We start from the raw sequence: 23,848 nt of genomic DNA on the forward strand, positions 1-23,848 counted from the left end.
CATCTCAGCTCCGGTTTCTCTCGCCTCATGCCCGCTATTACCACAGACCTGCCCGCCCTCGCCCAATCCATCAAGGACTGGGGCCGCGAGCTGGGCTTTCAGCAAGTCGGCATCAGCGGCCTCGATCTGGCCGAGCATGAGCAGCACCTGGAGCGCTGGCTCGCCGCTGGCTATCACGGCGAAATGGATTACATGGGCGCCCATGGCAGCAAACGCTCGCACCCGGAAGAACTGGTGCCGGGCACCCTGCGCGTGGTTTCCCTGCGCATGGACTACCTGCCGGGCGACACGCACATGGCGCAACGGCTGGCCCAACCGGAAAAAGCCTACGTCTCGCGTTATGCCTTGGGCCGCGATTACCACAAATTAATTCGTAAACGCGTGCAACAACTGGCGGAAAAAATCCAGGCGGTGATCGGCCCGTTCGGCTACCGCGCCTTCGTCGACAGCGCCCCGGTGCTGGAAAAGGCCATCGCCGAACAGGCTGGCCTGGGCTGGATCGGCAAAAACACGCTGGTCTTGAATCGCAAGGCCGGCAGTTACTTCTTCCTCAGCGAACTGTTCGTCGACCTGCCGCTGCCGGTGGACCCACCCCACGCCACCGAGCACTGCGGTCGCTGCACGGCCTGCCTGGACATTTGCCCGACCAATGCCTTCGTCGGCCCCTATGTGCTGGACGCCCGTCGCTGCATTTCGTACCTGACCATCGAACTGAAAAGCGCGATTCCTGAAGATTTACGACCGCTGATCGGCAATCGGGTGTTCGGTTGCGATGACTGCCAGATTGTCTGCCCATGGAACCGCTTCGCCCGACCTTCCGGGGAAAGCGACTTCAAACCCCGGCACAACCTGGACAACGCCGAACTGGCCGAACTGTTCATGTGGGACGAAGAAAAATTCCTCAGCAGCACCGAAGGTTCACCGTTGCGTCGGGCCGGTTACGAGCGTTGGTTGCGCAATCTGGCGGTCGGCCTGGGCAATGCGCCGTCGAGCATTCCGGTGCTGGAAGCGTTGAAGGCACGGCGGGACTATCCGTCGGAACTGGTGCGCGAGCATGTCGAATGGGCGCTAAAACAACACGGGCTTATGTAGTAGCTGCCGAAGACTGCGTTCGGCGCGACTGCGAAGCGAGCCCTTCGGCCTCGAACGCAGCCTTCGGCAGCTGCTACAGGGACTGCGTGTAAATCAGGCTTCGTCGTTATAAACGAACTTGGGCATTTCCCAGTGGAAACGGATCGCCAGCAAGCGCAGCAGGAAGCCGCCGAATAGCGTGATCAGGATCGCCTGTTCACCCGGCAATTGCAGATAGATACAGAATAAATAGCACCACGCCGCAGCAAACGAGACGCTGGCGTAGAGTTCGCGGCGGAAAATCAGCGGGATGTCGTTGCAGAAGATGTCCCGCAGAATGCCACCGAATACCCCGGTGATCACGCCGCTGACCGAGGCCACCAGCATGCCGTGGCCCATTTCCAGGGCGGTCATGCAGCCGATCAGGGTGAACGCGACCAGGCCCGCGGCGTCGAGCACCAGAAACAGCGAGCGCAGATGGCGCATCCAGCGCGCAGCGAAGACGGTGAACATCGCAGCGATCGACGTCAGCACCAGGTATTCCGGGTGTTTGACCCAGGTCAGCGGGTAATGGCCAAGCAACACGTCGCGCACCGAACCGCCGCCCAACGCCGTGACGCATRCAATCAATACCACGCCAAACCAGTCCATGCCGCGACGGCCCGCAGAAAGGGCGCCAGTCATGGCTTCGGCAGTAATGGCGATCAGGTAGAGCATCAGCAACATGGTGGCGGTCCTTACGAGAAGGCGCGCAGTCTACTCAGATCGTCAGGGCACCAAAAGGGGGCAAGGGTACCTGTGTCGAGGGAGCTTGCCCCGCTGCGCCGCAGAGCGGCCCTATTTGCTGAGAGAGCAACTCTTCAAATAGACCACGCCGGCTGACTTTACGACTGCTACGCAGCCGAGCGGGACGGTGCGGCGTTCCGACAAGCCCCCTCGCCACAAAAACCCTCGTTGCCACCCAATCAGAACTTGATGAAATTCTTGCGGTAGTGTTGCAGCTCGGCGATCGATTCGCGGATGTCGTCCAGGGCCAGGTGGGTGCTGCCCTTTTTGAAGCTGTCGCGCACATCCGGTGCCCAACGCGCGGCCAACTCCTTGAGGGTCGACACGTCGAGGTTGCGGTAGTGGAAATAGCTTTCCAGCGACTTCATGTGGGTATAAAGGAAGCGACGGTCCTGGCAGATGCTGTTGCCACAGATCGGCGACTTGCCCTTCGGCACCCATTTCTCCAGGAAGGCGATGGTCTGGGCTTCCGCTTCGGCCATGCTGATGCGGCTGTCGCGAACCCGTTGGGTCAGTCCGGAGCCGCCGTGTTGACGGGTATTCCACTCGTCCATGCCGGCGAGGATCTCGTCGCTGTGATGAATGGCGATCACCGGACCTTCAGCCAAGGTGTTCAAATTACTGTCGGTGACGATGGTGGCCATCTCGATGATGACGTCGGTATCAGGGTTCAGCCCGGTCATTTCCAGGTCGATCCAGATCAGGTTCTGCGGGTTCTGCATATGTCGGCTCCTCGGCGTAGGTTCGCAGTTTAGCCTAGGGAGACGGCCGGGCGTGCTAAACTCGCGACCGTTTTACCTAATCGCTGCATTCTCGATACGGAACACCCATGGCCAAACGCCAACTCAATCGTCGTCAAAACTGGCGCATCGAAAAGATTCAGGGCGAGCGCGCTGCCCGCGCCGCCAAACGCGAGTCCTCGGCTGTCGAGGCACTTGAGGGTGGCGACCTGGGTCCGGAACAGACGGGCCTGGTGATCGCGCACTTCGGTGTACAGGTTGAAGTCGAAGCCCTCGATGGCGAGCTGGCCGGCCAGGTATTCCGCTGCCACTTGCGCGCCAACCTGCCGGCGCTGGTGACCGGTGATCAGGTCGTATGGCGTGCCGGCAACCAGGGCATCGGCGTGATCGTGGCGCAACTGCCGCGCAAAACCGAGCTCTGCCGCCCGGACAGTCGTGGACAGCTCAAGCCGGTGGCGGCCAACGTCGACATGATCGTCATCGTCTTCGCACCGCTGCCAGAGCCTCATGCCAACCTGATCGACCGCTACCTGGTTGCCGCGGAACATGCGGGTATCCGCCCGTTGTTGCTGCTGAACAAATTCGACCTGATCGACGAGCAGAACGCCCCGGCGCTGAATGCCTTGCTGGCGGTTTACCGCACGCTGGGCTACCCGGTGCTGGAAGTGTCGGCGCACCACGGCAACGGCATGGAACAACTTCAAAAACTGTTGGACGGGCACATCAGTGTGTTCGTCGGCCAGTCCGGTGTCGGCAAATCATCTTTGGTCAACAGCCTGTTGCCGGAAGTCGAAACCCGCGTCGGCCCGCTGTCCGAGCTGTCGGGCCAGGGCACCCACACCACCACCACCGCGCGGTTGTTCCACTTCCCCGGTGGCGGTGAGCTGATCGACTCTCCGGGTATCCGCGAGTTCGGCCTGGGTCACGTCAGCCGTGCCGACGTCGAAGCCGGCTTCATCGAGTTCAACGACCTGCTCGGCACCTGCCGCTTCCGCGACTGCAAACACGACCGCGAACCGGGCTGCGCCCTGCTCAAGGCCCTGGAAGATGGCCGCGTGCAGCAGCAACGGATGAACAGCTACCGGTCGATCATCGCCAGCTTGCCTGAAAACAGCTATTAAACAGACGCTCCAGCCGCCCCGACATTAACGGGACGGCTGGCCGCTCGTAACCACCTACAAAACAACCTACAAAACAACCCGTCGACTTAAACATCAGATATTTCTGTAGGGCGTCCGCACGCCTGTTTGAAGGGCACTTCTCTTTCACCGCGAAGCCCTTGTTTCGGCCATTCAACTGCATACATTCAAAACCCTCTTCGCACATTGGCGATACCGAGGGCCCCCCATGCAAACCTATCATTTGTTCATCAGCCACTCGTGGAACTATTCAGACGCCCACGACAATCTGATCCGCCTGCTGGGCGCACAGCCGGACTTCAGTTTCAAGAACTTCTCGGTGCCACCGCACAACCCGATCATCGGCGCCCGCACCGACAAACAACTCGAAGAAGCCATCGAAAACAAGATCCGCCCGTGCTCGGCAGTGCTGATCATGGCCGGGATGTATTCGACCTACAGCAAGTGGATCAACAAGGAAATCGAGATTGCCAAACGCATGGGCAAAGTGATCATCGCGATCAAACCGTTCGGCGCCGAGCGGATTTCCAACGTAGTGCGCGAAGCCGCACACGCCGAATGCGCGTGGAACACCAAGAGCATCGTCAGTGCGATTCGCCTGCATACGGCGGTGTGATCATGCGCAAGGGACTGTTTATCGGTATCAACCACTACTCGCATATCGCGCCGCTCAGTGGCTGTAACAATGACGCCATCGCCATGGCCTCGATACTGGAACGACATGCGACGGGTAAGCCCAACTTCAAAAACCTGGTGCTGACGTCCGCCGAGGAGTATCTGACTCGCCAGATGCTGGAAGAGAACATAAAGCAATTGTTCTCCGGCGACTGCAATGTGGCACTGCTGTACTTCGCCGGACATGGCCACTTCGAAAGCGGTATCGATGAAGGCATGCTAATTCCACAGGATTACCGCTGCAGCAACGATGGCATTCGCATCAGCGACATCCTTCAGTGGGCGAACGCTGCCGACAAGATCAAAAACAAAGTCATCATTCTCGATTGCTGCGAAGCTGGCGCCGCGGGCGAGATGCGCGGCCTGCGCGGTGGCGCCAGCGTCATCGGCGAAGGCATGACGATATTGACCGCCTGCAAGAAAGCCCAACCCGCCCTGGAGGAATCCGGCCATGGCGTGTTCACCGGACTGCTGCTGCAAGCGCTTCACGGCGGCGCCGCCAACGTATTGGGCGAGATCACGCCTGGCAGCCTGTATTCGTTCGTCGATAACGCATTGGGCGCCTGGGATCAGCGTCCGGTGTTCAAAACCAACGTGTCGCAATTCATCGCCCTTCGCGAAGTCCCGCCGCTGATTCTGGAAGAAATATTAAGCCGCTTGCCCGAGTGGTTTCCCGAGGCACAGTCGGTCTATGCACTTGACCCCAGCTACGAGCCCACCGAAGCCACGTACGACCCGGACCACGGCCACATCTTCAAACAACTGCAAAAGTGCAACCGCCACAGCCTGATCGAACCGGTGGACGCCGAACACATGTACTACGCGGCCATCAACTCCACCGGTTGCCGCCTCACGGCACTCGGCGCCTATTACCGCGAACTCGCCCTCAAAGGACATTTCTGATGCCCGTATTCATCAGCTACCGTCACGTGGATCGCCCCCACGCGATCGCCATCAACAGCCGTCTGATACAGGCCAACATCAAGACCTACTTCGACGTGCTGGATCCGGAATCACAGACCACCGACGACATCACCGGGGTCATCACCCGCAACATCACCGCATGCACGCATCTGATGGCGGTGGTCTCTGACAAGACTGCGCTCTCGTGGTGGGTACCGTTCGAAATCGGCGAAGCGACCATCAGCAACCGGCGGATCTGCTCATTCAAGACCGAACCGGCGGAACTGCCGCTGTACCTCGATAAATGGCCAAAGCTCAGCACTGACAAGGATCTGGATTTTTTCATTGATGCCTACCGTGAAGAAGTGGCGACCAAGCGCTCCATGACGCTGGATTCGATCAGCGAATCCCTTTACGGCACCTACAGACGCAATGCCGAGCTGTTCCACGACCAGCTCAAAAACCGCATCCGACGGGGTTACTGACAGGTGCAAAAAAGCCGCGATGATCGCGGCTTTCTGGTCTTTAGCAAGCCTTGGATGCGCTGGGCTGGAAGCTGACGCACTGAGCAGACTTGCCCAGCCAACATACCTTACGTCCAAAATCGGCATTACAGAGCCATCTTAACAGCCAAATAACAGGATTTACGCACGCTATCAGCGCCTACGATACCGTGCGAAAAAAATGAATTAATTGAGGCTGAAGGCTTCTTGAATGGTCTTGATCAAACGGTCGCCATCCACCCCTTTGTAACCTTGGGGGTTTGACGCAAGCTCAGCGGACACTTGGCTGAGAAATGACGTCAAATCGAGAGCCATTCGTTCAGGGAGTTCGGTCATTCCTTCCGTAAGACCGACAGAAAGCAAGATCACATCTCTGAAGTGCTTCTTGATATCGCGACTGTCCACTTGCACGCCGTTCTGGATCTGCGCCTTCTTGTTAAGCCAGGCATGGGCTTTGAGCGGAACGAGCCTGTCGGCCCCAATGTGACTGATTTCCTGGGTGTGATCGACGCCGGCCAGGAGAAAGTTGTAATACTCATCATCAAGGATGATCGCAGAAAGACTTGCGGCTTGCTCTTCTACGGGGATTCTGGTCATTCGGGCCGCTTCTTCGTGTTCCAGGCCATCTGGGAGACGAGAAAAAAGCTCGATCTGAACTGGAAAGGATTTGTCCTCGGGATTCTGGAAGCGATAGAAAACAGGGGAGCCCCCTTCTCTGTCTCCATTTTGGCGAATGGCATATCCGCCGTCCTTGATGAACTTCCAGAACTGACCTACGAACTCACGATTGAGAGCCTCAACGACCAGTACGACATCCAGATCCTTGGTGGGTCGAAATCGCTCACCCAGATCCTCCATGGTTATCGAGGCTGCCACCCCGCCTATCAGAACGTAGCTGCCCTGATAGTCTTTGAAATACTCTCTAAACCGGTCGATACCCACTACCATTTCACGTTCTCCATCATTTCATCCAAACACATTTGCACCCGGTCATCATGGTCATCCTTGAGACTTAGATAGAGAGAAAATGGGTCGACAACTCCAATAGCTATGTTGCTGTGCAGTGGCTCATAGTTCCAAAACTGGATGCAGCACGCTGCATGGTTTTGCGGCACCTCAAAATAGGGAAACGTGGTCTCGCGTTTAGATTTGGCCGTCTTTGAAGTCGAGCCCCAAAAGCCGATCTCTACCCCATATGCCGTATTCACTTTTTGGAGGTGATCAGACTGAGCAAGCTCTCGAATGTGATCGAACTGCGCAGTCGTCATTGCAAAGCCAGGTACTTTTGGACTGGCGAGAAGGCTCATCTCTGCCAGGGCCGCCTCCCCCGCCAGCAGCATTGGGGTGTCAAACGCCTCAGGAATTGCATTTAACCAAAGCGTTTTTTTGACCGGCGTACGCATGTAGTCTTTCGCCATTTCCCAAGTCTCTTTAGGAGACAAGTGAAAAAAGATCGCGGCTTCACCCATTTCCTTTCCAGGCTGAACGATGTCCAGATCGGTCAGCTCTTTGATGGCTCTGGTAACGGTCATTTTTGCGTAGGCAAAGGACTTCTCGAAAGTAGAGCGAGTGGTCAGTAACCGGGGCTGCCATCCTTTGATCAATAATTGAATAAGCATGGATTGAGTGGCGGGGCTCAGAACCTGAGGTTTTTCCAGGCGCTGCCTGTAGTACTCACGCAAATCCATTCCAAACGCTGGAAGATAAAGCTGGTTTCCCGGCACGATGAATTGGACGCCTTTCTCGACCAGTCGTTTTCTGTCATAGCTCGGGAGCGCGTCTGTGACGAAAACCATGAGGTCACTGGTTTCGGGCAACTTCTTCTCCAGCAGCTTGTTGATTGCCTGCATATGCTTGGCTACATCCGCAACGCTAGCTTCCCGCTGTGGATGCTCCTTGAGGATAAGGCACTTGGCACCCAAGATTTCCGTGACGAAAAATTCGTATCGGTCACGCAGCACATACGGAAGGATTTTGACGTGCTCCCACGGTTTTAAGCGCAGCTTGAGACCAAGCACACTCTCTACATRGACCTTGAGCTCGATCAGGTCACGCCTCTCAGGGAGGTCGTGGTCGTAGCTGGTAAAATCAACCATGGCCATTCTTCCGTATCACGATTTCATCACGATATCAGAGGCTCTGATAGCGTGCAAAATTCCTGATATTCTTCCGTGAATTCTGATACAGAGTCTCTGTGAAGCGAGATAAAAGATAATGGCCAGGGAGCGAGTGACTGTCGCGGTAGGGATAGAGTTATCTACAACCCCTACCGCGACCAGATGCGCGACGATCGCGGCTTTCCGGTCTTCAAAGTGCGGCTTTTTCCAGCTTCCAGCCCAAAGCATCCAAGGCGTCACAGCCGTCCTGAATCAACAGGTGTGCAGCATTGGCGAAATGCTCCAGATCGTGACCTTCGACGTTTTTGATGCACAGGCAGGTGACGCTATTGAGCAGATTGCGCGCGGCTTTGATTCGGTGAGTGGCGGTTTCGAGGAGATCCGAGAATTTGGCTTCGGTGTCGATATACAGAGTCGGGCCGACGCTGAAATTGCCTTGCAAGGGGTGATACTTAGCCATTAGGTCTAACTCCGGTCACTTGGGTGAGGATTCATCTTTGTTTCGACCGGCTAAGATCGATCGCTGATTCGTCAGCGACGAGCGAACTGTAGGCGAGCAATCTGGGGAAGTAAACCCGGCCAATACGCCTCGGAACTGTCCTACATCATTCTCCGAACAAGCCTCACTCCTTGATTTTTACCGCCGGCACCGCCAGCCCATCGCGCGGTTAATCAATCCACCTTCCGTTCGTTGCTGTCTTATTCGAGTTCCAGATCGACAGTCGCTGCCCGCCTTTGCCGATCATTTTCGTGACGCCACGAAAATGATTAGCGGCATCCAATCCAGCGGTTTTGCCGTTGAAGCTGTGGCAAGGAGTGATTGTCCATAACGACTTCCTGATAAGAAGCCAGAAGGTGTAAACCTTATTCAGGACGAAGCAGCAGAGACAAAAAAGCCGCGATCATCGCGGCTTTTTTTGGCCTCAGGAAACCGCTGCCGGCGGTTTCGGCTCGACGCTCTTCAGGCCAGGCTTCTGGAACGGGTACAAGTGCTGGCGCAGGATACCGCCCGGCAAGTCCTTGCCAAAAACCCCGTAGCGCGTCGGCCACTCCTTGGGTGGCAACTTGAAGGTGCCAAACAGCATATCCACCAGCGGCGTATGGATCGCATAGTTCTTGTAGATGTAATCCTTGTGCCGGGCATGATGCCAATGGTGATAGCGCGGCAGGACCAGCACATAATTCAGCCAGCCGCCGTTGATCCGTACATTGGCGTGGGCCAGCACTGCCTGCACCCCGACCAGAATCACGTAGGCGTTCAACGCCTGGGGCGCAAAACCCAGCAGCATCAAAGGCACCAGCACGCCGGTACGGGTGAGCAGAATCTCGATGAAGTGGACACGCGAACCGGCGAGCCAATCCATGTGCGTGCTTGAGTGATGTACGGCATGCATGCGCCATAACCATGGCACGACGTGATACAGCCGATGCAGCCAGTACTGACCGAGGTCAGCCACCAATACCGCCAGCAAGAACTGCACAACGATCGGCAGGCTTTGTACGCTGGCCTGCAAATCCGCCGACACGGCCCAGCCAGCCATAAAGCTCGACGAGGCAGTGATGAAAATCAGGATGAACTGCACCAGCATATGACTGACAAAAAAGTAGGTCAGGTCAGTTCGCCAGTGCGGACGCAGAATGTTTTGCTCAGGGTCCTTGGAATAGAGTTTTTCCAGGGGGATAAAGACGATGGCCGACACCAGCAGAGCCAGGACGAACCAGTCCAGCCCCAGCGAGTACGGTGTCTGCCCAATCGAGCTGATCTGCACATTGGTGCCGCCGAGAAACACCGCCAGCCCCGAGGCGACAAGTCCGGTAATCCCCAAGCGCTTTCGCTTGTTGAGCAGGATATTCAGGGTGCCCAGGCTGAAAGACAGTACCAGCCCAAGCAATAGCGTGGTGCGCGCAAACTGTTCGTCGTACACCTTGCGCAGTTCGGCGGTGGTCAGCCATTCGGGAAAGAGAAAGCACAATACCGCCAGCAGGCTCAATAGCCCGAGCGTGGCTGAGATGTAGCCACTGACCCGCCCTTCACCAAACTTGAAGGGTGCATTGCCATGCTGCTGAAAATAGGACTTGAGTCTTTCCATTACTGATCTTCCATGATTCCGAAAACAAACTTGCAGTGAGTCGAGTCAGTGCGACGCTGCAGTGACGCAGCCAGAAACAGAAAAGCCACTCATGGTGGCTTTTCTGCAGGTTATTGCTTGGGCGGTACAGCGGGTTTGGGCGGTTCGCCCGGCTTCGGCGCCGGATTATCAAACAGATTCAAACGCTCACGAAGTTCGTGTGCCGGCAGCGGTTCCTTATCCGCCGGCAATGCGTTCGGATCGGCTGGCGGCGCATGCACTTCGCCCGGGCCACCCTGCCCTTGCGTCGGCGCTGGCGCCGGTTCGGCACCTTGTTCACCTTCGATGGCGCGCTGGGCTTTCTTGGTCAGCACCACGATGTCGATCCGGCGATTGACCGGATTGAACGGGTTCTCCCTGTCGAACAGCGCCGACGAGGCATAACCGACGACTCGCGCGACCTGGGCATCCGGATAACTGCCGGCGACCAATGCACGACGAGCCGCGTTGGCGCGATTGGCCGAGAGTTCCCAGTTACCGAAATCGCCGGTGCCCGAGTACGGCTTGGCATCGGTGTGGCCGCTGATGCTGATCTTGTTCGGCACCGCTTTGATGGTGTCGGCCATGGCCAGCAGAATGTCTTCGAAGTACGGCTTCAGACGCGCACTGCCAGAGTCGAACATCGGGCGGTTTTCGGCGTCCATGATCTGGATGCGCAAACCGTCCTGGGTGATCTCGAAGAGGATCTGGTCCTTGAATTTCTGCAATTGCGGGTTTTCATTGACCTTGTTCTGCAACTCTTGCAGCAACAACTCCAGGCGTTCCTTCTCGACCTGCTCGGCCATGCCTTCAACCTGCTCGGCGTCGATGGTCACCTTGTCTGGCTGCGGCTGAGATTTCACCTCCGGGTTGAGGGTGTTCTCCGGCGCCAGGGTCGGCGTGCCGCCCAGGTCGATGATGTACGGTGTACCGCTTTCGGAAAACCCGACCGGGTCCTTGAAGTAACCGGCGATGGCGATCTTCTGTTCAGGCGTCGCGGTGGACAGCAGCCACAACACCAGGAAGAACGCCATCATCGCCGTCGCGAAGTCCGCGAAGGCGATTTTCCAGGCGCCCCCGTGATGCCCTCCGGCGATGCGCTTGACGCGCTTGATGATTATCGGCTGGTTATTTTCCATGACTTAACGACCGCGAACCGCTTGTTCCAGCTCAGCGAAGCTAGGACGGTGCGCCGGGTACAGAACCTTGCGACCGAACTCCACCGCCAGCGACGGCGGCATCCCGGAAGCCGAAGCCACCAGCGAAGCCTTGATGGCTTCGTAGGTGTTCAGTTCTTCCTTGGCATCGTGAGCCAGGGAGTGGGCCAGCGGACCAAAGAAACCGTAGGCCGCGAGAATACCGAAGAAGGTACCGACCAGTGCCGCACCCACGTGCAGACCGATGGACTTCTGGTCGCCTTCGCCCAGGGATGCCATGGTCACCACGATCCCCAATACCGCCGCGACGATACCGAAACCGGGCATGGCGTCGGCGATGCCGTTCACCGCGTGGGACGGGTGCTCGAGGTCTTCCTTGAGGCTGTAGAGTTCCATGTCGAACAGGCCTTCCAGCTCATGGGGAGCCATGTTGCCGGAGGACATGATGCGCAGGTAATCGCAGATGAACGCGGTCATGCGTTCGTCTTTGAGCACCGCCGGGTACTTGGCGAAGATCGGGCTCGCGGCGGCATCTTCGATGTCGCCTTCGATCGCCATCATGCCTTCGCGACGGCTCTTGTTGAGGATCTCGTAAATCAGCCCCAGCACTTCCAGGTAGAAGGTGTGGTTGAAACGCGAGCTGAACATGCCCAAGGACTTCTTGAGCACGTGCATTGTCATGTGGCCGGGGTTGGCCTGCAGGAAGGCGCCAAGGGCCGCGCCACCGATAATCATCACCTCGAAAGGCTGGATGAGAGCGGCAATCTTGCCGTGGGAAAGCACGTATCCGCCGAGCACGCTCGCGAATACGACGATGATGCCGATAATTTTAGCCATAGGTAGGAGAGCACTTACTGAGTCGGGTTCAAGGTCATATTCGGAAGTTAAAAAATCTCTTCTTCTACTTATCGGCAAAACTGCGCCAGACTATAGCCAGTTAAGGCGAAAAGCTAATTTGACCCGTTCAGGGCATAGGTAAAGCAGACGATGATCGCGTCCAGACATGGCTAACGAAACGAACGTCCCAACGCCAAAACCAACCACGCTTGAAGGCTGGGTCAAGCTTCTCGATGGCGTGCGCCTGCCGGTTCCGCAAGCCAGCCACGACCGGGTCTGCAAAGCCATCCGCGATAACCGCAGTTCCCTGCGCGACATCGCCGAACTGATGCAGGAAAGCCCGGCCCTGGCCTTGAGCGTGATTCGCGAAGCCAACCGTCACACCCATGGCAGCATGACCGAGCCTGCTGAAAACCTTGAGGTGGCGATCAATCGCCTCGGTTTGAAACGCACCGAAGAACTGCTCGACCGCCTGCCCGCCGAACCCCAATTGCAAATCCCCGTCGCCCTGCGCCAGCTTCAACTGATCAGCCAGCACGCCACTCAACAGGCCAACGGCTTTTTCGCCAGTCGCCTGGCGCGACTGTGGCAGGACATCCACTGGGGCAGCCTGCTGTTTCTTTCGCCACTCTGGCCCATGGCGCTGACCCACCCGCAGTTGCTTGAAGAATGGGAGCTGCGGGTTATCCATAAAGGCGAGTCGGCACGCAAAGTCGAAAAGCAATTGTTCGGCGTGCGCCTGCTGGACATCTGTCTGGCACTGGTGGACGTCTGGCGCCTGCCGATCTGGGTACAGCAAGGTTATCGGCTGCTGCGCAGCGAACAACGTGAGCTGGTGAAAGTCCTGCGCATCGCGCGCGACAGCGACCACCCATTGCGCCAACAGAACCGCCTTGATGACGACCCGACGTTACGCCGCTGGCTCAATCAGCCTGCCAATACCGTGCTGCTGGCCAACGGTCTGGCGTTGGCGGCACAACAGGCCTGGGACAGCCCCCACTGCGAGCGCTGGCAGTACCTGACCAGTCTTTACCTGCAAATGCCGATGGATGAGGTGCAACAACAAATGCACCAGCAGGCCGCCAACAGCGCTCGTCAACACGCTATGCCGGACCTCTGGCACGCGGCCGAATCGCTGATCTGGCCACCGGGTGCGCACCGCGTGCATGCCGGTTTGTTGCCCGCACCGGCACCGACCACCGAAGACCTGGCGAAGTGGCGCAAGCAATGCGCCGAATTGCTGGTGGAGCCGAGCCGCTTTACCAATGCCATGCACTTGACCACATCGGCCCGGGACGCCCTGGTGGCGTGTGGCATGCGCCGGGTGATGATTCTGATGGCCGATCGCACGCACGCCAATTTGCGTGTGCACCAGACCGCCGGGCTGCCCAAGGAAGTGGCCGGCCTGAACCTGGTGGTCAGTCAGAGCACCGTGCTGCAACGCCTGCTCGCGCAACAGGCCCAGGTGCGCCTGACGCCGGCCAACAACGCACAATTCTCGGCCCTGCTGCCAGCCAGCCTGCGCTCACAGTTCAGCGGCGAACACCTGCTGCTGCGCTCACTGGTCAATAACGGCCGGGTGATCATGATCGTGGTAGCGGATCAGGGCGGCGGACCGTTCTCGGAAATCACCGTGCAAGCGTTCGGCAAAACCGCTCAATGCATCGAAAAGGCCCTGCACAGCTTTAGCCACCGCTAGGGCCTGTTATCAGTTATTTCCTGCCCCAAAATAACTGATAACAGGCCCTCATGACGCTGCGCTACAATCCTCCCCTTTGTGCTCTGGAGACCTCACATGTCTGACTTCTCTGGCTTGGCGCTGGTGATCGAACCGAGCGACCTGCTCCCGCGTCTCGACTCCCGCGAACTGATTCTGGTGGACCTGACCAGCAGCGCCCGCTATGCCGAAGGGCATATCCCCGGTGCACGCTTTGTCGATCCAAAACGCACTCAGCTGGGGCAGGCACCTGCGCCTGGTCTGTTGCCGACCCACGCCGCGCTTGAAGCATTGTTCGGCGAACTGGGGCACAACCCCGATGCAGTCTATGTCGTCTATGACGACGAAGGCGGCGGTTGGGCCGGGCGCTTTATCTGGCTGCTGGATGTCATCGGCCACAGCAAATATCACTATGTCGACGGCGGCCTGCCGGCCTGGCTGGCGGAAGGCTTGCCCATGTCGATCCAGATCCCGCCGGCAGTCGGCGGCCCGGTCGCCCTGACCCTGCACGACGAACCTGTCGCCACCCGCGAATACCTGCAAAGCCGCCTCGGCGCCGCTGACCTGGCGATCTGGGACGCACGCGGCCCGCAGGAATACTCCGGCGAGAAAGTGTTGGCGGCCAAGGGCGGGCACATCCCCGGCGCGGTCAATTTCGAATGGACCGCCGGCATGGATCAGGCGCGCAACCTGCGCATCCGCACCGACATGCCGAAAATCCTGGAACAACTCGGCATTACCAAAGACAAAGAAGTCATTACCCACTGCCAGACACACCATCGTTCTGGCTTCACCTATCTGGTGGCCAAGGCGCTCGGTTATCCGCGGGTCAAAGGCTACGCCGGCTCCTGGGGCGAATGGGGCAACCACCCTGACACGCCCGTAGAGATTTAAGTTTTTCAAGGACAGTTAATGAATAAGCGTTTGTTTATCCTCAGCCAATACCTGCTGCCCCATCACTTGCTCTCGCGACTGGCCGGCTGCATTGCCGAATGCCGCGTGCGCTGGTTCAAGAATGCCTTTACCGCCTGGTTCGCCAAGCGTTATCAAGTGGACATGTCCCAGGCGCTGGTCGAAGACCTGACCGCTTACGAGCACTTCAATGCGTTCTTCACCCGCGCCTTGAAAGACGGCGCTCGCCCGCTGGATCAAACCCCGGGCGCGATCCTCAGCCCGGCCGACGGTGCCGTCAGCCAGCTCGGCCCGATCGAACACGGTCGCGTTTTCCAGGCCAAGGGCCACAGCTTCAGCGTACTGGAACTGCTGGGTGGCGACGCAGCCAACGCAGCGCCCTTCATGGGCGGCGATTTCGCCACCATTTATCTGTCGCCGAAAGACTACCACCGTGTGCACATGCCGCTGGCCGGCACCCTGCGCGAGATGGTCTACATCCCCGGCCGCATCTTCTCGGTCAACCAGACCACCGCTGAAAACGTTCCGGAACTGTTCGCCCGCAACGAGCGTGTAGCGTGCATTTTCGACACTGAACGCGGCCCGATGGCCGTGGTACTGGTGGGCGCGATGATTGTGGCGTCGATCGAAACCGTTTGGGCTGGCTTGGTCACACCGCCAAAACGCGAGCTGAAAACCTTCCGCTACGACGAAGCGGCCCGTGCGCCGATTCACTTGGAAAAAGGTGCGGAACTGGGTCGTTTCAAGCTCGGTTCTACGGCGGTCGTGCTGTTCGGGCCGGATCAAGTGAAATGGACTGAAGGGCTGGGCGCCCTTTCGCCAGTGCAGATGGGCCAGGGCATCGGCCTGCCAACCTCCTGATCCCTCGATCCGATCCCACGAACGCCTTTCGTGGGATCGGGCATTTCCTCCCGCTGCGCCCCCTCCTCCAGCGTTCATAGCTGCTACAGTCAAAGTCATTCGTTGCCCATTTCACGGTCGGAGTTTGTCCACGGCATGAATGAGACCAATCCTGCCCTGCTGCTACGCGCACCGATCCCGACGCAGTCGCGCCTGTCTTTCTGCGAAGCCACGCCACGCGACCTCAAGCGCTGGATCGCCAACCTGCCCAAAGCCAACATCGGTGAAACCGCTCGCCAGTTGTATCAAGGCCTGAGCGAACTCAACCAGTTGCTCACACCCAGCGACAATCGCCTGCAATTGCTCGAATTGCTGCGGCCCGAGGTGTATTACGTCTGCAAGCACCTGGAGCGGCATTTCCTGCATCAGGCCATTGTGCTCGACGAGCGTTCGCGCAAAATCGCCAACCTTTGCCAGGCGCTGCAGAGCCACTTGGCGATCGGCTACAAGCAGATCGTCGTCCGCATCGCACCGCGCTTCAGTAAAGACCGTGCGCCGCTGCTGACCCAGTCATTGCAACGTGCCGTCCATTGCTTGAACGGTACGTTGATCCGCGCAACTGAGCTCTATTGCCCGGCGCCCGAAGGGCTGTGGCTGGAACTGCATCAGCTGTACCGGATCGGCTGCGAACATCAGCTGCAACATCAGAGCGTGCGCGATGAACTGGCCAGCCAGACGCAAAGCCTGAGTATCGAGCAGACCTACGTCGTCGCCCTCCTGCTGGGCGCTTCACGCTGCAATCAACTGCGCCAGAACCAGATCGCCCGGCTCGCCGAGGTGCTGGAACCCTGGAGCCAATGGATCAAACTGCAACCAGCCAAACCGGACAGCGGGCTGTTTGCCGTCGCCTCGGACCTCGACAGCGGCCCGCGTTATCGCACCAAGTTCCCGGCCGAACACCAGGAGCGCTTGTTGAGGATCGACCCGCAGCCCTTGGTCGCCGCCATCGAAACCCATCTGCAACAATCGGCCGACAAGGCATCGCCGCTGCCGGTTCCGATGGGCCTCAATCTGGATACGCTGCAACACCTGCATGCCGCCTGGGGGCAGGCCTCCGAGCGCGGCTTCCAGCGCACCGTCGGCCACGGCACGTTGACCCTGTGCGTGGGCATGAGCGCCCTGCACTTTTATCTCGGTGGCAAACGCCCGTTCAACGACATCCTGAAAAAAACCGGCGCCCGTCCCGCGCAGTTCTCGGCAACCGAGCCGACAGGACGCGCCAAGGACCAATGGAAACAGGCCTTCGACGCCGCCCCCCATGGCACGGCAGACACGCTGCTGCCCTACGAAGAGATCGAATATCCACACCTTCAGAAACATGACAACCACGAGGCGTCCGGCCAACAGCATTTCCCGACCTACGCGCTACCGGTGATCAATCACAGCCCTGGCGGTTATTGCCTGGCCTGGCCCGGCGCAGTGCCTGCCGAACTGCAGGCTGGCGAAATGGTCGGTATCGAGGATACGGCCGGTCAAGGCTGGAGCGTTGCCGTGGTGCGCTGGATCCGCCAGGTACGGGGCGGTGGCACGCAGATGGGTATCGAGCAGGTTGCGCCTTACGCCGAGCCCTGCGGCCTGCAACTGATTCGCTCCGACGACGAGCACAGCCAGTACTTGCGCGGGCTGTTACTGCCCGCCATCAGCGCCATCGACTTGCCGGCCACCCTGCTCACCCCGCGCCTGCCGTTCCAGGAAGGGAATAAGGTGCTGATCAACACCAATGGCCAGGAACGCCCGGCCGAGCTGGAGCGACGGATGACGAGCACCAACAGCTTCAATCAGTTTGCCTACCGTTCGCTGGAGGTAGCCAGAAACGAAAACGCCGCGGAAGGCGGCGTGGTCGGGGTAGCGCAAGAGTTTGATTCGTTGTGGAAGTCGCTATAACGGCGAGTCCCAGAGGGTGCCCCTATCGCGAGCAGGCTCGTGATGGGGCTCGCCCGGACGGTCGAAAACTCAGAGCTGCCCGTCGCGATCCCGGAAACCCAGCAGATACAGCACACCATCCAGCCCAAGGGTGGAAATCGCCTGCTTCGCCGATTGTTTGACCAATGGTTTGGCGCGGAACGCTACGCCCAGCCCGGCAATCGCCAGCATCGGCAGGTCGTTGGCACCGTCACCGACGGCAATCGTCTGCTCCAGACGCAAACCTTCTTTATGCGCCAGCTCACGCAGCAAATCCGCCTTGCGCTGCGCATCGACAATCGGCTCGACCGCCACGCCGGTGACCTTGCCGTCGACCACTTCCAGTTCGTTGGCGAACACATAGTCGATGCCCAGCTTGGCTTGCAGTTGCTTGGCGAAGTAGGTGAAGCCGCCCGACAGAATCGCGGTCTTGTAGCCCAGGCGCTTGAGTTCGGCGAACAGGGTTTCGGCGCCTTCGGTCAGGCGCAGGGAAGCACCGATGGCGTCCAGCACGCTGACGTCCAGCCCTTGCAGCAAGGCCAGGCGCTCCTTGAAGCTGGCGCGGAAGTCCAGCTCGCCGGCCATCGCCCGCTCAGTAATCGCGGACACCTGGTCGCCAACGCCGGCGGCCTTGGCCAGTTCGTCGATGACCTCGGCTTCAATCAGCGTCGAGTCCATGTCGAACACCGCCAGACGACGGTTACGGCGGAACAGCGAATCTTCCTGGAAGGCGATGTCGACGTTCAGCTCTTGCGCAACGCTGAGGAATTCAGCCCGCAGCGCTTGCGGGTCAGCCGCTTCGCCACGCACGGAAAACTCGATGCAACCCTTGCCCTTGTCGGCCGGGGTGTCCAGCGGCATGCGCCCGGACAGACGGTCGATATGGTCGATGTTCAGACCGTATTTGGCGGTGATCGAACTCACACGCTGCAACTGCTCGGCGGTCACTTTGCGGGTCAACAGGGTGACGATGTGGCGTTTCTTGCCCTGGTTGCCGACCCACTGCTGGTAATCCTCTTCGGACACCGGCGTGAAACGCACTTGTTGCTCAAGCTCATAGCCTTTGAACAGGATGTCTTTGAGCACCGAGTTGCCTTGCTCGGTGGCAGGAATTTCAACCAGGATGCCGAACGACAGGGTGTCGTGGATCACCGCCTGACCGATGTCGAGAATGTTCACACCACCCTGGGCCAGAACGCCGGTTATGGCCGCAGTCAGACCCGGACGGTCGACTCCCGTGATGTTTATCAGGACGATTTCGCGCAAGGCGCACCCCCGCAGGTGGAAAAAAACCGCATTCTACCCATTTTCAGTGACCATCGGGCACCGCGAGCGCTTTGACGGCCTAGGGCCTGTCGCTATACTGCGCGTCAACTTCACGGACAAAGAGCCGAGCTCAAGTGAACCGGCCCACGCCAGTAAAAACCGACAACTTCTTTCTGCTGATCTTCCGGGCACTGCGTCATCGCCGTGTACCGATCGCATTACGCATTGCCAGCCATAACGTGATCCTGGTCGCTCTGGCCCTGGTGATCTATGCCTGTGTGATGGGTTTGCAGTTCAAGCAGGCCATGCACGAGCAGGCGGATGCCCTGGGCGAAAGCCTGACTACCCAGACGGCTACGTCGGCCACGGAGCTGTTGGTGTCCAACGACATCCTCAGCCTGAATGTGCTGCTCAACAACCTGACCAAGAACAAGCTGGTGGCCCACGCTGCCATCTACAGCGTGGATAACCGCATCCTCGCCGAAGCCGGTCAGCGTCCCAAGCACGGCCTGCTGGGCGAAGCCGAAGGCATGTACCAGAGCAAGATCACCTTCCAGGACGTGACCGCCGGGCAACTGCGCATCAGCCTGGACATGGATCAGTTCCAGCAGCCGATGACCATCAGCCTGCAAAGCATGGGCATTCTGAGCGCGATTCTGCTGGCGCTGTCCCTGGCCTTGAGCCTGCGCCTGGGCCGCAATATCTCCACGCCGCTGCTGCAATTGCGCGTGTGGCTGCGCAATATCGACGAATACACCCCGGCCACCGAGCGTCAGGATGAAGTCGGCGATCTGGCTCGTCAGCTGCACGCCAATTTCGCGCCGGAGCCGGCCGAACCCGAGCCCGTTCCAGAGCCCGAGTTCGACGACAGCGATGACGACGAAGAGGCCGATCCGGCCTTCGAAGTTCGCAACCTGCGTGATCCGAGCTTCGATGAAACCCGACCGGTGGCAGGTCTCAAGCCTGCGCCGCGGCGCATTGTCAGCACGGTCGAAGACGACGAGGACGACGAAGATCCGTTTGCCGACCTGCGTGACGACTCGACAGACAATGCGCCGAAATCCATCGCAAAGCCGCAGGTATCGAACGTACCTCAACACAGCGCGGTACTGGCGGTACAACTGGGCGCGCAGGATCAACTGCGTCGCCTGCCCCGCGCACGTCTGGAAGAGCTGCTCAAACGCTACCGCGATTGCCTCGATCAGGCGGCGTCGCTCTACCAGAGCGAACTGCACACCCTGAACGATGGCAGCACACTGATGCTGTTCCACACCGAAGACAGCGGCGATGACTACCTGACCAACGCCATCTGCTGCGGTGAGCTGCTGCGCGCCCTGGGCCATCAATTGCAGATCGAAGTCGCCGACAGCGGCATCACCCTGCAATTGCAGTTGGGCCTGACACTGGGCGACGAACTGTTCAGCTTGAGCCAGATCGACCTGCTGCTGACCGAAACCGCTCAGGATGCGCTGGCCCTGTCGCAACACAGCCGCAACCTGCTGCTGGTGGAGCGCAAGATCAGCGATGACGCGCTGATTCGCCAGCGTGCGCGGATCCGCCCGATTGCAAGCCCTGAGGGGGCGTGCTGCGTAGAACGCCTGATGGAGCCTTATCCATCGATGCTGGAGCGGCAACTGGCGCGGATGCACGAACGCCGGGCATAACCCGTAACCTTGTGCCCGCTATAGAGAAGCCCGCAGATGAGTGATCGTCTGCGGGCTTTTTGTTGTCCCTTAACTCTTGTAGCAGCTGCCGAGCCTGCGAGGCTGCGTTCGGCTGCACAGCAGTCGTAAAATCAGGCGATGGGCACGGTCAGGCAAAACGCACCAACAAGGTCTGCGAGGACTTCTTCCTCGAACGCAGCCTCGCAGGCTCCGCAGCTGCTACAACCAACCCGCAAAAACAACAAAGCCCGCACAAGGCGGGCTTTGTTCTGGACTCAATCCAGGCTCAGAACCTGAACACTTCCATATCCGTACGAATCGGCGAGGCCATCGGGATCTTTGGCTGTTTCTCGGGCTCTGCTGCCGGTGCTGCCGGTTTGGCAGCTGGTTTACGCGGTGCTTCAGCGATCGGTGGCTGGTTGGCCAGTGGCTTGAGCGCTGTGGACAGTTGCTCGGCCAGACGCTGCAGCAACACACCCTGGGCCTGAACCTGGGACGCCGTGCCGCCGGAGTGCTGCTCCTGCAGATGAACGATACGGTTATCACGCACCTGACCACGACGATCGATCAGGCGCCATTGCGCGTCCAGGATCGCCGGTTGCGACACACCCGAGTCCAGACGGGTGATGGTCAGCAGAACCTGAACATCCGGCGTGAAGCCCACTGTCGCAGGTGCCAGGACAACGCGTTGGCTGTCCAGATGACCAGCGACCTGACGCAGCAACAGCTGATCGATGTCCGACGACAGGCTGCCCGCCCAACGACCGTCGGCCGATGCTTGAAGGCTGCCATCCGGCTGACGCTGCAACAAGGTTTCGCGTTGCAGGTAATCAGCAACCGTTACCGGGCCCAACAATACCGCCATGCCCGCGCTTTGCGCAGGCTGAGCCGGACTTCCGCTGTCCAGCTGATACAGCGACACCGGCTGGTGCACGCTGCAACCCGCCAGGCCAAGAACGCCAGCGAGCATCAAAATAAAAGGAAGGCGCAGAGCAGTCATCGTCCCATCCAGGTGGCTGCCACAAGGCTCACCACAGTGAAAATACTCAAAAAATATGAAGAACACTCGGCTACGCCGGCGCTTGAAAGGCCATATCATCCGTGAATATGCGTTCCGACTCCAGCGCCAAAGCGTCGATCTACGCGTCAAATCGTAGATCGAGCGCTCTAGGACGCTTAATTGAGGTTTTCGACGAACAGCGCATCCACCCTCTGGAAGCCCCGTGGCAGTTTGTTACCGCGACGCCCACGCTCACCTTTATAGTGTTCAAGGTCGTCCGCCTTCAGTGACAAGGTACGTTTGCCGGCCTGCAGCACCAAAGTGGCGCCCTCCGGCAAAACAGCGATGTCCGTGACATATTCTTCGCGACTGGCAACACGCTCACCGGGAATCCCGATGATCTTATTCCCTTTACCTTTACCTAATTGTGGCAGATCGCTGATTTTGAAGATCAGCAGGCGACCCTCGGTGGTCACCGAGGCCAGCCAGTTGTGTTCACGGTCGGCCACTGGACGCGGCAGGATGACCTTGGCGTTGTTCGGCAGGCTCAACAGGGCCTTGCCCGCCTTGTTCTTGGCTTGCAGGTCTTCGCCCTTGACCACGAAACCGTAACCGGCGTCGGATGCGATCACGTACAGCGCATCGTCTTCAGGCATCAGCACGCATTCGAAGCTCGCCCCTGGTGGCGGCGTCAGACGGCCGGTCAGCGGTTCACCCTGGCCACGGGCCGACGGCAGTGTGTGGGATGCAACCGAATAACTGCGGCCGGTGGAGTCGATAAACACCGCAAACTGGTTGGAACGCCCGGCCGCCGAGGTCTTGAAGCCATCCCCGGCCTTGTAGGACAGCCCGGTAGCATCGATGTCGTGACCTTTGGCGGAGCGAACCCAGCCTTTTTCCGACAACACGACCGTCACTTTCTCGTTCGGCAGCAGATCGTGCTCGGTCATCGCTTTGGCTTCGGCGCGCTCGACGATTGGCGAACGACGGTCGTCGCCATAGGTTTCGGCGTCTTTGATCAGCTCGCTGCGTACCAGTTTCTTCAGCTTGGCTTCGCTGCCCAGCAGGGCTTGCAGCTTGGCCTGCTCCTTGAGCAGTTCGTCCTGCTCGGCACGCAGCTTCATTTCTTCCAGTCGCGCCAACTGACGCAAACGGGTGTCGAGAATGTAATCGGCCTGGATCTCGCTCAGGGCGAAACGCTCGATCAGACTGGCCTTCGGATGCTCCTCGGTACGGATGATGTGGATCACTTCATCCAGGTTGAGGTAGGCAATCAGCAAGCCGTCCAACAGGTGCAGGCGACGCTCGACCTTGTCCAGACGGAATTGCAGGCGTCGACGCACGGTCCGCACGCGGAATTCCAGCCATTCCACCAGCAATGCACGCAGGTTCTTGAGCTGCGGCTTGCCGTCGAGGCCAATGATATTGATGTTGACCCGGTAGCTGGATTCCAGCTCGGTGGTCGCGAACAGGTGCTGCATCAGCGCTTCGTGATCGACCCGGCTGTTGACCGGAATAATCACGATGCGACAAGGGTTCTCGTGGTCCGACTCGTCGCGCAAGTCCGCGATCTGCGGGGCTTTCGACGGTTTGGCCTGCATCATCGCGGCAATCTGCTCCAGCACTTTGGCACCAGAGACCTGGTGCGGCAGCGCCGTCACGACGATGTCGCCGTCTTCGACGTGGTAAACAGCGCGCATGCGCACCGAACCGCGACCGGTTTCGTAGATTTTCAGCAGGTCGGCGCGCGGCGTGATGATTTCCGCTTCGGTCGGATAATCCGGCCCCTGAATGTGTTCGCAGAGCTGCTCGACCGTGGCTTTCGGTTCATCCAGCAAGCGCACGCAAGCGGTCGCGACTTCGCGCAGGTTATGCGGCGGGACGTCGGTGGCCATGCCCACGGCGATACCGGTGGTGCCGTTGAGCAGGATGTTCGGCAAACGGGCCGGCAACACCAGAGGTTCTTCCAGGGTGCCGTCGAAGTTCGGGCCCCAGTCCGCCGTGCCCTGGCCCAGTTCGCTGAGCAGCACTTCGGAATAACGCGACAGCCGCGCTTCGGTGTAACGCATGGCCGCGAAGGACTTGGGATCATCCGGCGCACCCCAGTTACCCTGGCCGTCGACCAGCGTGTAGCGGTAGCTGAACGGCTGGGCCATCAGCACCATGGCTTCGTAGCACGCCGAGTCGCCGTGGGGGTGGAATTTACCGAGCACGTCACCGACGGTACGCGCCGACTTCTTGTGCTTGGAATCGGCGTCCAGCCCCAACTCGCTCATCGCATAGACGATGCGTCGCTGTACCGGTTTCAGGCCGTCGCCGATATGCGGCAAGGCACGGTCCATGATCACGTACATGGAGTAGTTGAGGTAGGCATTTTCGGTGAAGTCAGCCAGTGACCGGCGTTCTACACCGTCCAGGCTGAGATCAAGGGAGTCGCTCATGCGGGCCTCA

Annotated in this window: 21 protein-coding genes; 10 read left to right on the top strand and 11 right to left on the bottom strand. The window is 59.2% G+C overall.

Going from position 1 to position 23,848, the window contains the following annotated elements; genetic code table 11:
• The first annotated feature begins 27 nt into the window (after positions 1–27).
• Positions 28–1,092 carry a tRNA epoxyqueuosine(34) reductase QueG gene (gene queG / locus AC1DIS_RS08960; RefSeq protein WP_086944082.1) on the top strand — a complete coding sequence of 355 codons (1,065 nt, stop codon included), beginning with the start codon at positions 28–30 and terminating at the stop codon, positions 1,090–1,092.
• Between the two features lie 93 nt (positions 1,093–1,185).
• On the opposite strand, the gene AC1DIS_RS08965 is transcribed toward queG, so the two are convergent.
• Positions 1,186–1,797, bottom strand: coding sequence for a trimeric intracellular cation channel family protein (locus AC1DIS_RS08965; protein ID WP_477780837.1), 612 nt, complete (start codon positions 1,795–1,797; stop codon positions 1,186–1,188).
• Between the two features lie 239 nt (positions 1,798–2,036).
• On the bottom strand, positions 2,037–2,579 hold the full coding sequence (gene orn / locus AC1DIS_RS08970; RefSeq protein WP_018928509.1) for an oligoribonuclease: 543 nt from the start codon (positions 2,577–2,579) through the stop codon (positions 2,037–2,039).
• Positions 2,580–2,686: 107 nt separating this feature from the next.
• On the opposite strand from orn, the gene rsgA reads away from it, so the two are divergent.
• The 4 genes from rsgA to AC1DIS_RS08990 all read left to right on the top strand — a co-directional run bounded on the left by rsgA (position 2,687) and on the right by AC1DIS_RS08990 (position 5,799).
• On the top strand, positions 2,687–3,718 hold the full coding sequence (gene rsgA / locus AC1DIS_RS08975) for a small ribosomal subunit biogenesis GTPase RsgA (RefSeq protein WP_018928510.1): 1,032 nt from the start codon (positions 2,687–2,689) through the stop codon (positions 3,716–3,718).
• A 226-nt stretch (positions 3,719–3,944) separates the two neighbouring features.
• The gene (locus AC1DIS_RS08980) at positions 3,945–4,352 is read left to right on the top strand and encodes a TIR domain-containing protein (RefSeq protein WP_477744204.1); all 408 of its coding nucleotides are present in this window, start codon (positions 3,945–3,947) and stop codon (positions 4,350–4,352) included.
• A gap of 2 nt (positions 4,353–4,354) precedes the next feature.
• Positions 4,355–5,314: a caspase family protein gene (locus AC1DIS_RS08985; RefSeq protein ID WP_064616015.1), complete on the top strand. Its 960-nt coding sequence runs from the start codon at positions 4,355–4,357 to the stop codon at positions 5,312–5,314.
• A complete protein-coding gene (locus tag AC1DIS_RS08990; RefSeq protein WP_064616014.1) occupies positions 5,314–5,799 on the top strand; it encodes a toll/interleukin-1 receptor domain-containing protein in 486 nt (161 codons plus the stop codon). Before AC1DIS_RS08985 ends, AC1DIS_RS08990 begins: the two co-directional genes overlap by 1 nt.
• A 204-nt stretch (positions 5,800–6,003) precedes the next feature.
• Here AC1DIS_RS08990 and AC1DIS_RS08995 read toward each other — a convergent pair whose 3' ends face one another.
• The 6 genes from AC1DIS_RS08995 to motA all read right to left on the bottom strand — a co-directional run bounded on the left by AC1DIS_RS08995 (position 6,004) and on the right by motA (position 12,036).
• Positions 6,004–6,765: a hypothetical protein gene (locus AC1DIS_RS08995; protein ID WP_477744205.1), complete on the bottom strand. Its 762-nt coding sequence runs from the start codon at positions 6,763–6,765 to the stop codon at positions 6,004–6,006.
• On the bottom strand, positions 6,759–7,913 hold the full coding sequence (locus AC1DIS_RS09000; RefSeq protein WP_477780838.1) for a hypothetical protein: 1,155 nt from the start codon (positions 7,911–7,913) through the stop codon (positions 6,759–6,761). Before AC1DIS_RS09000 ends, AC1DIS_RS08995 begins: the two co-directional genes overlap by 7 nt.
• A gap of 211 nt (positions 7,914–8,124) precedes the next feature.
• Positions 8,125–8,394, bottom strand: a complete 270-nt coding sequence (locus AC1DIS_RS09005) for a hypothetical protein (RefSeq protein WP_064616011.1) — start codon at positions 8,392–8,394, stop codon at positions 8,125–8,127.
• Positions 8,395–8,857: 463 nt separating this feature from the next.
• Positions 8,858–10,024 carry a sterol desaturase family protein gene (locus AC1DIS_RS09010; RefSeq protein ID WP_064616010.1) on the bottom strand — a complete coding sequence of 389 codons (1,167 nt, stop codon included), beginning with the start codon at positions 10,022–10,024 and terminating at the stop codon, positions 8,858–8,860.
• A 110-nt stretch (positions 10,025–10,134) separates the two neighbouring features.
• Positions 10,135–11,181, bottom strand: a complete 1,047-nt coding sequence (gene motB, locus AC1DIS_RS09015; protein WP_018928514.1) for a flagellar motor protein MotB — start codon at positions 11,179–11,181, stop codon at positions 10,135–10,137.
• Between the two features lie 3 nt (positions 11,182–11,184).
• Positions 11,185–12,036 (bottom strand): flagellar motor stator protein MotA, encoded by an 852-nt coding sequence (gene motA / locus AC1DIS_RS09020; protein WP_018928515.1) that lies wholly within the window; start codon positions 12,034–12,036, stop codon positions 11,185–11,187.
• Positions 12,037–12,202: 166 nt separating this feature from the next.
• Between motA and AC1DIS_RS09025 the strand changes: the two genes are divergently transcribed.
• From AC1DIS_RS09025 to AC1DIS_RS09040, 4 genes are all read left to right on the top strand, one after another.
• On the top strand, positions 12,203–13,735 hold the full coding sequence (locus tag AC1DIS_RS09025; RefSeq protein WP_477744207.1) for an HDOD domain-containing protein: 1,533 nt from the start codon (positions 12,203–12,205) through the stop codon (positions 13,733–13,735).
• Positions 13,736–13,831: 96 nt separating this feature from the next.
• Positions 13,832–14,647 carry a thiosulfate sulfurtransferase gene (gene rhdA, locus AC1DIS_RS09030; protein WP_019582192.1) on the top strand — a complete coding sequence of 272 codons (816 nt, stop codon included), beginning with the start codon at positions 13,832–13,834 and terminating at the stop codon, positions 14,645–14,647.
• A gap of 18 nt (positions 14,648–14,665) precedes the next feature.
• On the top strand, positions 14,666–15,526 hold the full coding sequence (asd, locus tag AC1DIS_RS09035; RefSeq protein ID WP_086944086.1) for an archaetidylserine decarboxylase: 861 nt from the start codon (positions 14,666–14,668) through the stop codon (positions 15,524–15,526).
• A 135-nt stretch (positions 15,527–15,661) separates the two neighbouring features.
• Positions 15,662–17,449, top strand: coding sequence for a molecular chaperone (locus AC1DIS_RS09040; protein WP_477744208.1), 1,788 nt, complete (start codon positions 15,662–15,664; stop codon positions 17,447–17,449).
• Between the two features lie 69 nt (positions 17,450–17,518).
• Here the strand turns inward: AC1DIS_RS09040 and serB are convergent, their stop codons facing one another.
• On the bottom strand, positions 17,519–18,733 hold the full coding sequence (gene serB, locus AC1DIS_RS09045) for a phosphoserine phosphatase SerB (protein WP_477744209.1): 1,215 nt from the start codon (positions 18,731–18,733) through the stop codon (positions 17,519–17,521).
• 134 nt (positions 18,734–18,867) lie between these two features.
• Here serB and AC1DIS_RS09050 point away from each other — a divergent pair, with 134 nt between their 5' ends.
• Entirely contained in the window at positions 18,868–20,397 is a 1,530-nt protein-coding gene (locus AC1DIS_RS09050) for an AhpA/YtjB family protein (RefSeq protein WP_477744210.1), read from the top strand.
• A 286-nt stretch (positions 20,398–20,683) separates the two neighbouring features.
• On the opposite strand, the gene AC1DIS_RS09055 is transcribed toward AC1DIS_RS09050, so the two are convergent.
• Positions 20,684–21,397 (bottom strand): PqiC family protein, encoded by a 714-nt coding sequence (locus AC1DIS_RS09055; protein ID WP_018928520.1) that lies wholly within the window; start codon positions 21,395–21,397, stop codon positions 20,684–20,686.
• 176 nt (positions 21,398–21,573) lie between these two features.
• Positions 21,574–23,838, bottom strand: a complete 2,265-nt coding sequence (gene parC / locus AC1DIS_RS09060; protein WP_064616004.1) for a DNA topoisomerase IV subunit A — start codon at positions 23,836–23,838, stop codon at positions 21,574–21,576.
• Between the last annotated feature and the right edge of the window lie 10 nt (positions 23,839–23,848).

Source organism: Pseudomonas sp. 05N433, from assembly GCF_056396925.1.

Coding starts and splice junctions, on each gene's coding strand:
- queG (WP_086944082.1), top strand. CDS start 28: ATGCCCGCTATTACCACAGACCTGCCCGCCCTCGCCCAATCCATCAAG.
- orn (WP_018928509.1), bottom strand. CDS start 2,579: ATGCAGAACCCGCAGAACCTGATCTGGATCGACCTGGAAATGACCGGG.
- rsgA (WP_018928510.1), top strand. CDS start 2,687: ATGGCCAAACGCCAACTCAATCGTCGTCAAAACTGGCGCATCGAAAAG.
- AC1DIS_RS08980 (WP_477744204.1), top strand. CDS start 3,945: ATGCAAACCTATCATTTGTTCATCAGCCACTCGTGGAACTATTCAGAC.
- AC1DIS_RS08985 (WP_064616015.1), top strand. CDS start 4,355: ATGCGCAAGGGACTGTTTATCGGTATCAACCACTACTCGCATATCGCG.
- AC1DIS_RS08990 (WP_064616014.1), top strand. CDS start 5,314: ATGCCCGTATTCATCAGCTACCGTCACGTGGATCGCCCCCACGCGATC.
- AC1DIS_RS08995 (WP_477744205.1), bottom strand. CDS start 6,765: ATGGTAGTGGGTATCGACCGGTTTAGAGAGTATTTCAAAGACTATCAG.
- AC1DIS_RS09005 (WP_064616011.1), bottom strand. CDS start 8,394: ATGGCTAAGTATCACCCCTTGCAAGGCAATTTCAGCGTCGGCCCGACT.
- AC1DIS_RS09010 (WP_064616010.1), bottom strand. CDS start 10,024: ATGGAAAGACTCAAGTCCTATTTTCAGCAGCATGGCAATGCACCCTTC.
- motB (WP_018928514.1), bottom strand. CDS start 11,181: ATGGAAAATAACCAGCCGATAATCATCAAGCGCGTCAAGCGCATCGCC.
- motA (WP_018928515.1), bottom strand. CDS start 12,036: ATGGCTAAAATTATCGGCATCATCGTCGTATTCGCGAGCGTGCTCGGC.
- AC1DIS_RS09025 (WP_477744207.1), top strand. CDS start 12,203: ATGGCTAACGAAACGAACGTCCCAACGCCAAAACCAACCACGCTTGAA.
- rhdA (WP_019582192.1), top strand. CDS start 13,832: ATGTCTGACTTCTCTGGCTTGGCGCTGGTGATCGAACCGAGCGACCTG.
- asd (WP_086944086.1), top strand. CDS start 14,666: ATGAATAAGCGTTTGTTTATCCTCAGCCAATACCTGCTGCCCCATCAC.
- AC1DIS_RS09040 (WP_477744208.1), top strand. CDS start 15,662: ATGAATGAGACCAATCCTGCCCTGCTGCTACGCGCACCGATCCCGACG.
- AC1DIS_RS09055 (WP_018928520.1), bottom strand. CDS start 21,397: ATGACTGCTCTGCGCCTTCCTTTTATTTTGATGCTCGCTGGCGTTCTT.
- parC (WP_064616004.1), bottom strand. CDS start 23,838: ATGAGCGACTCCCTTGATCTCAGCCTGGACGGTGTAGAACGCCGGTCA.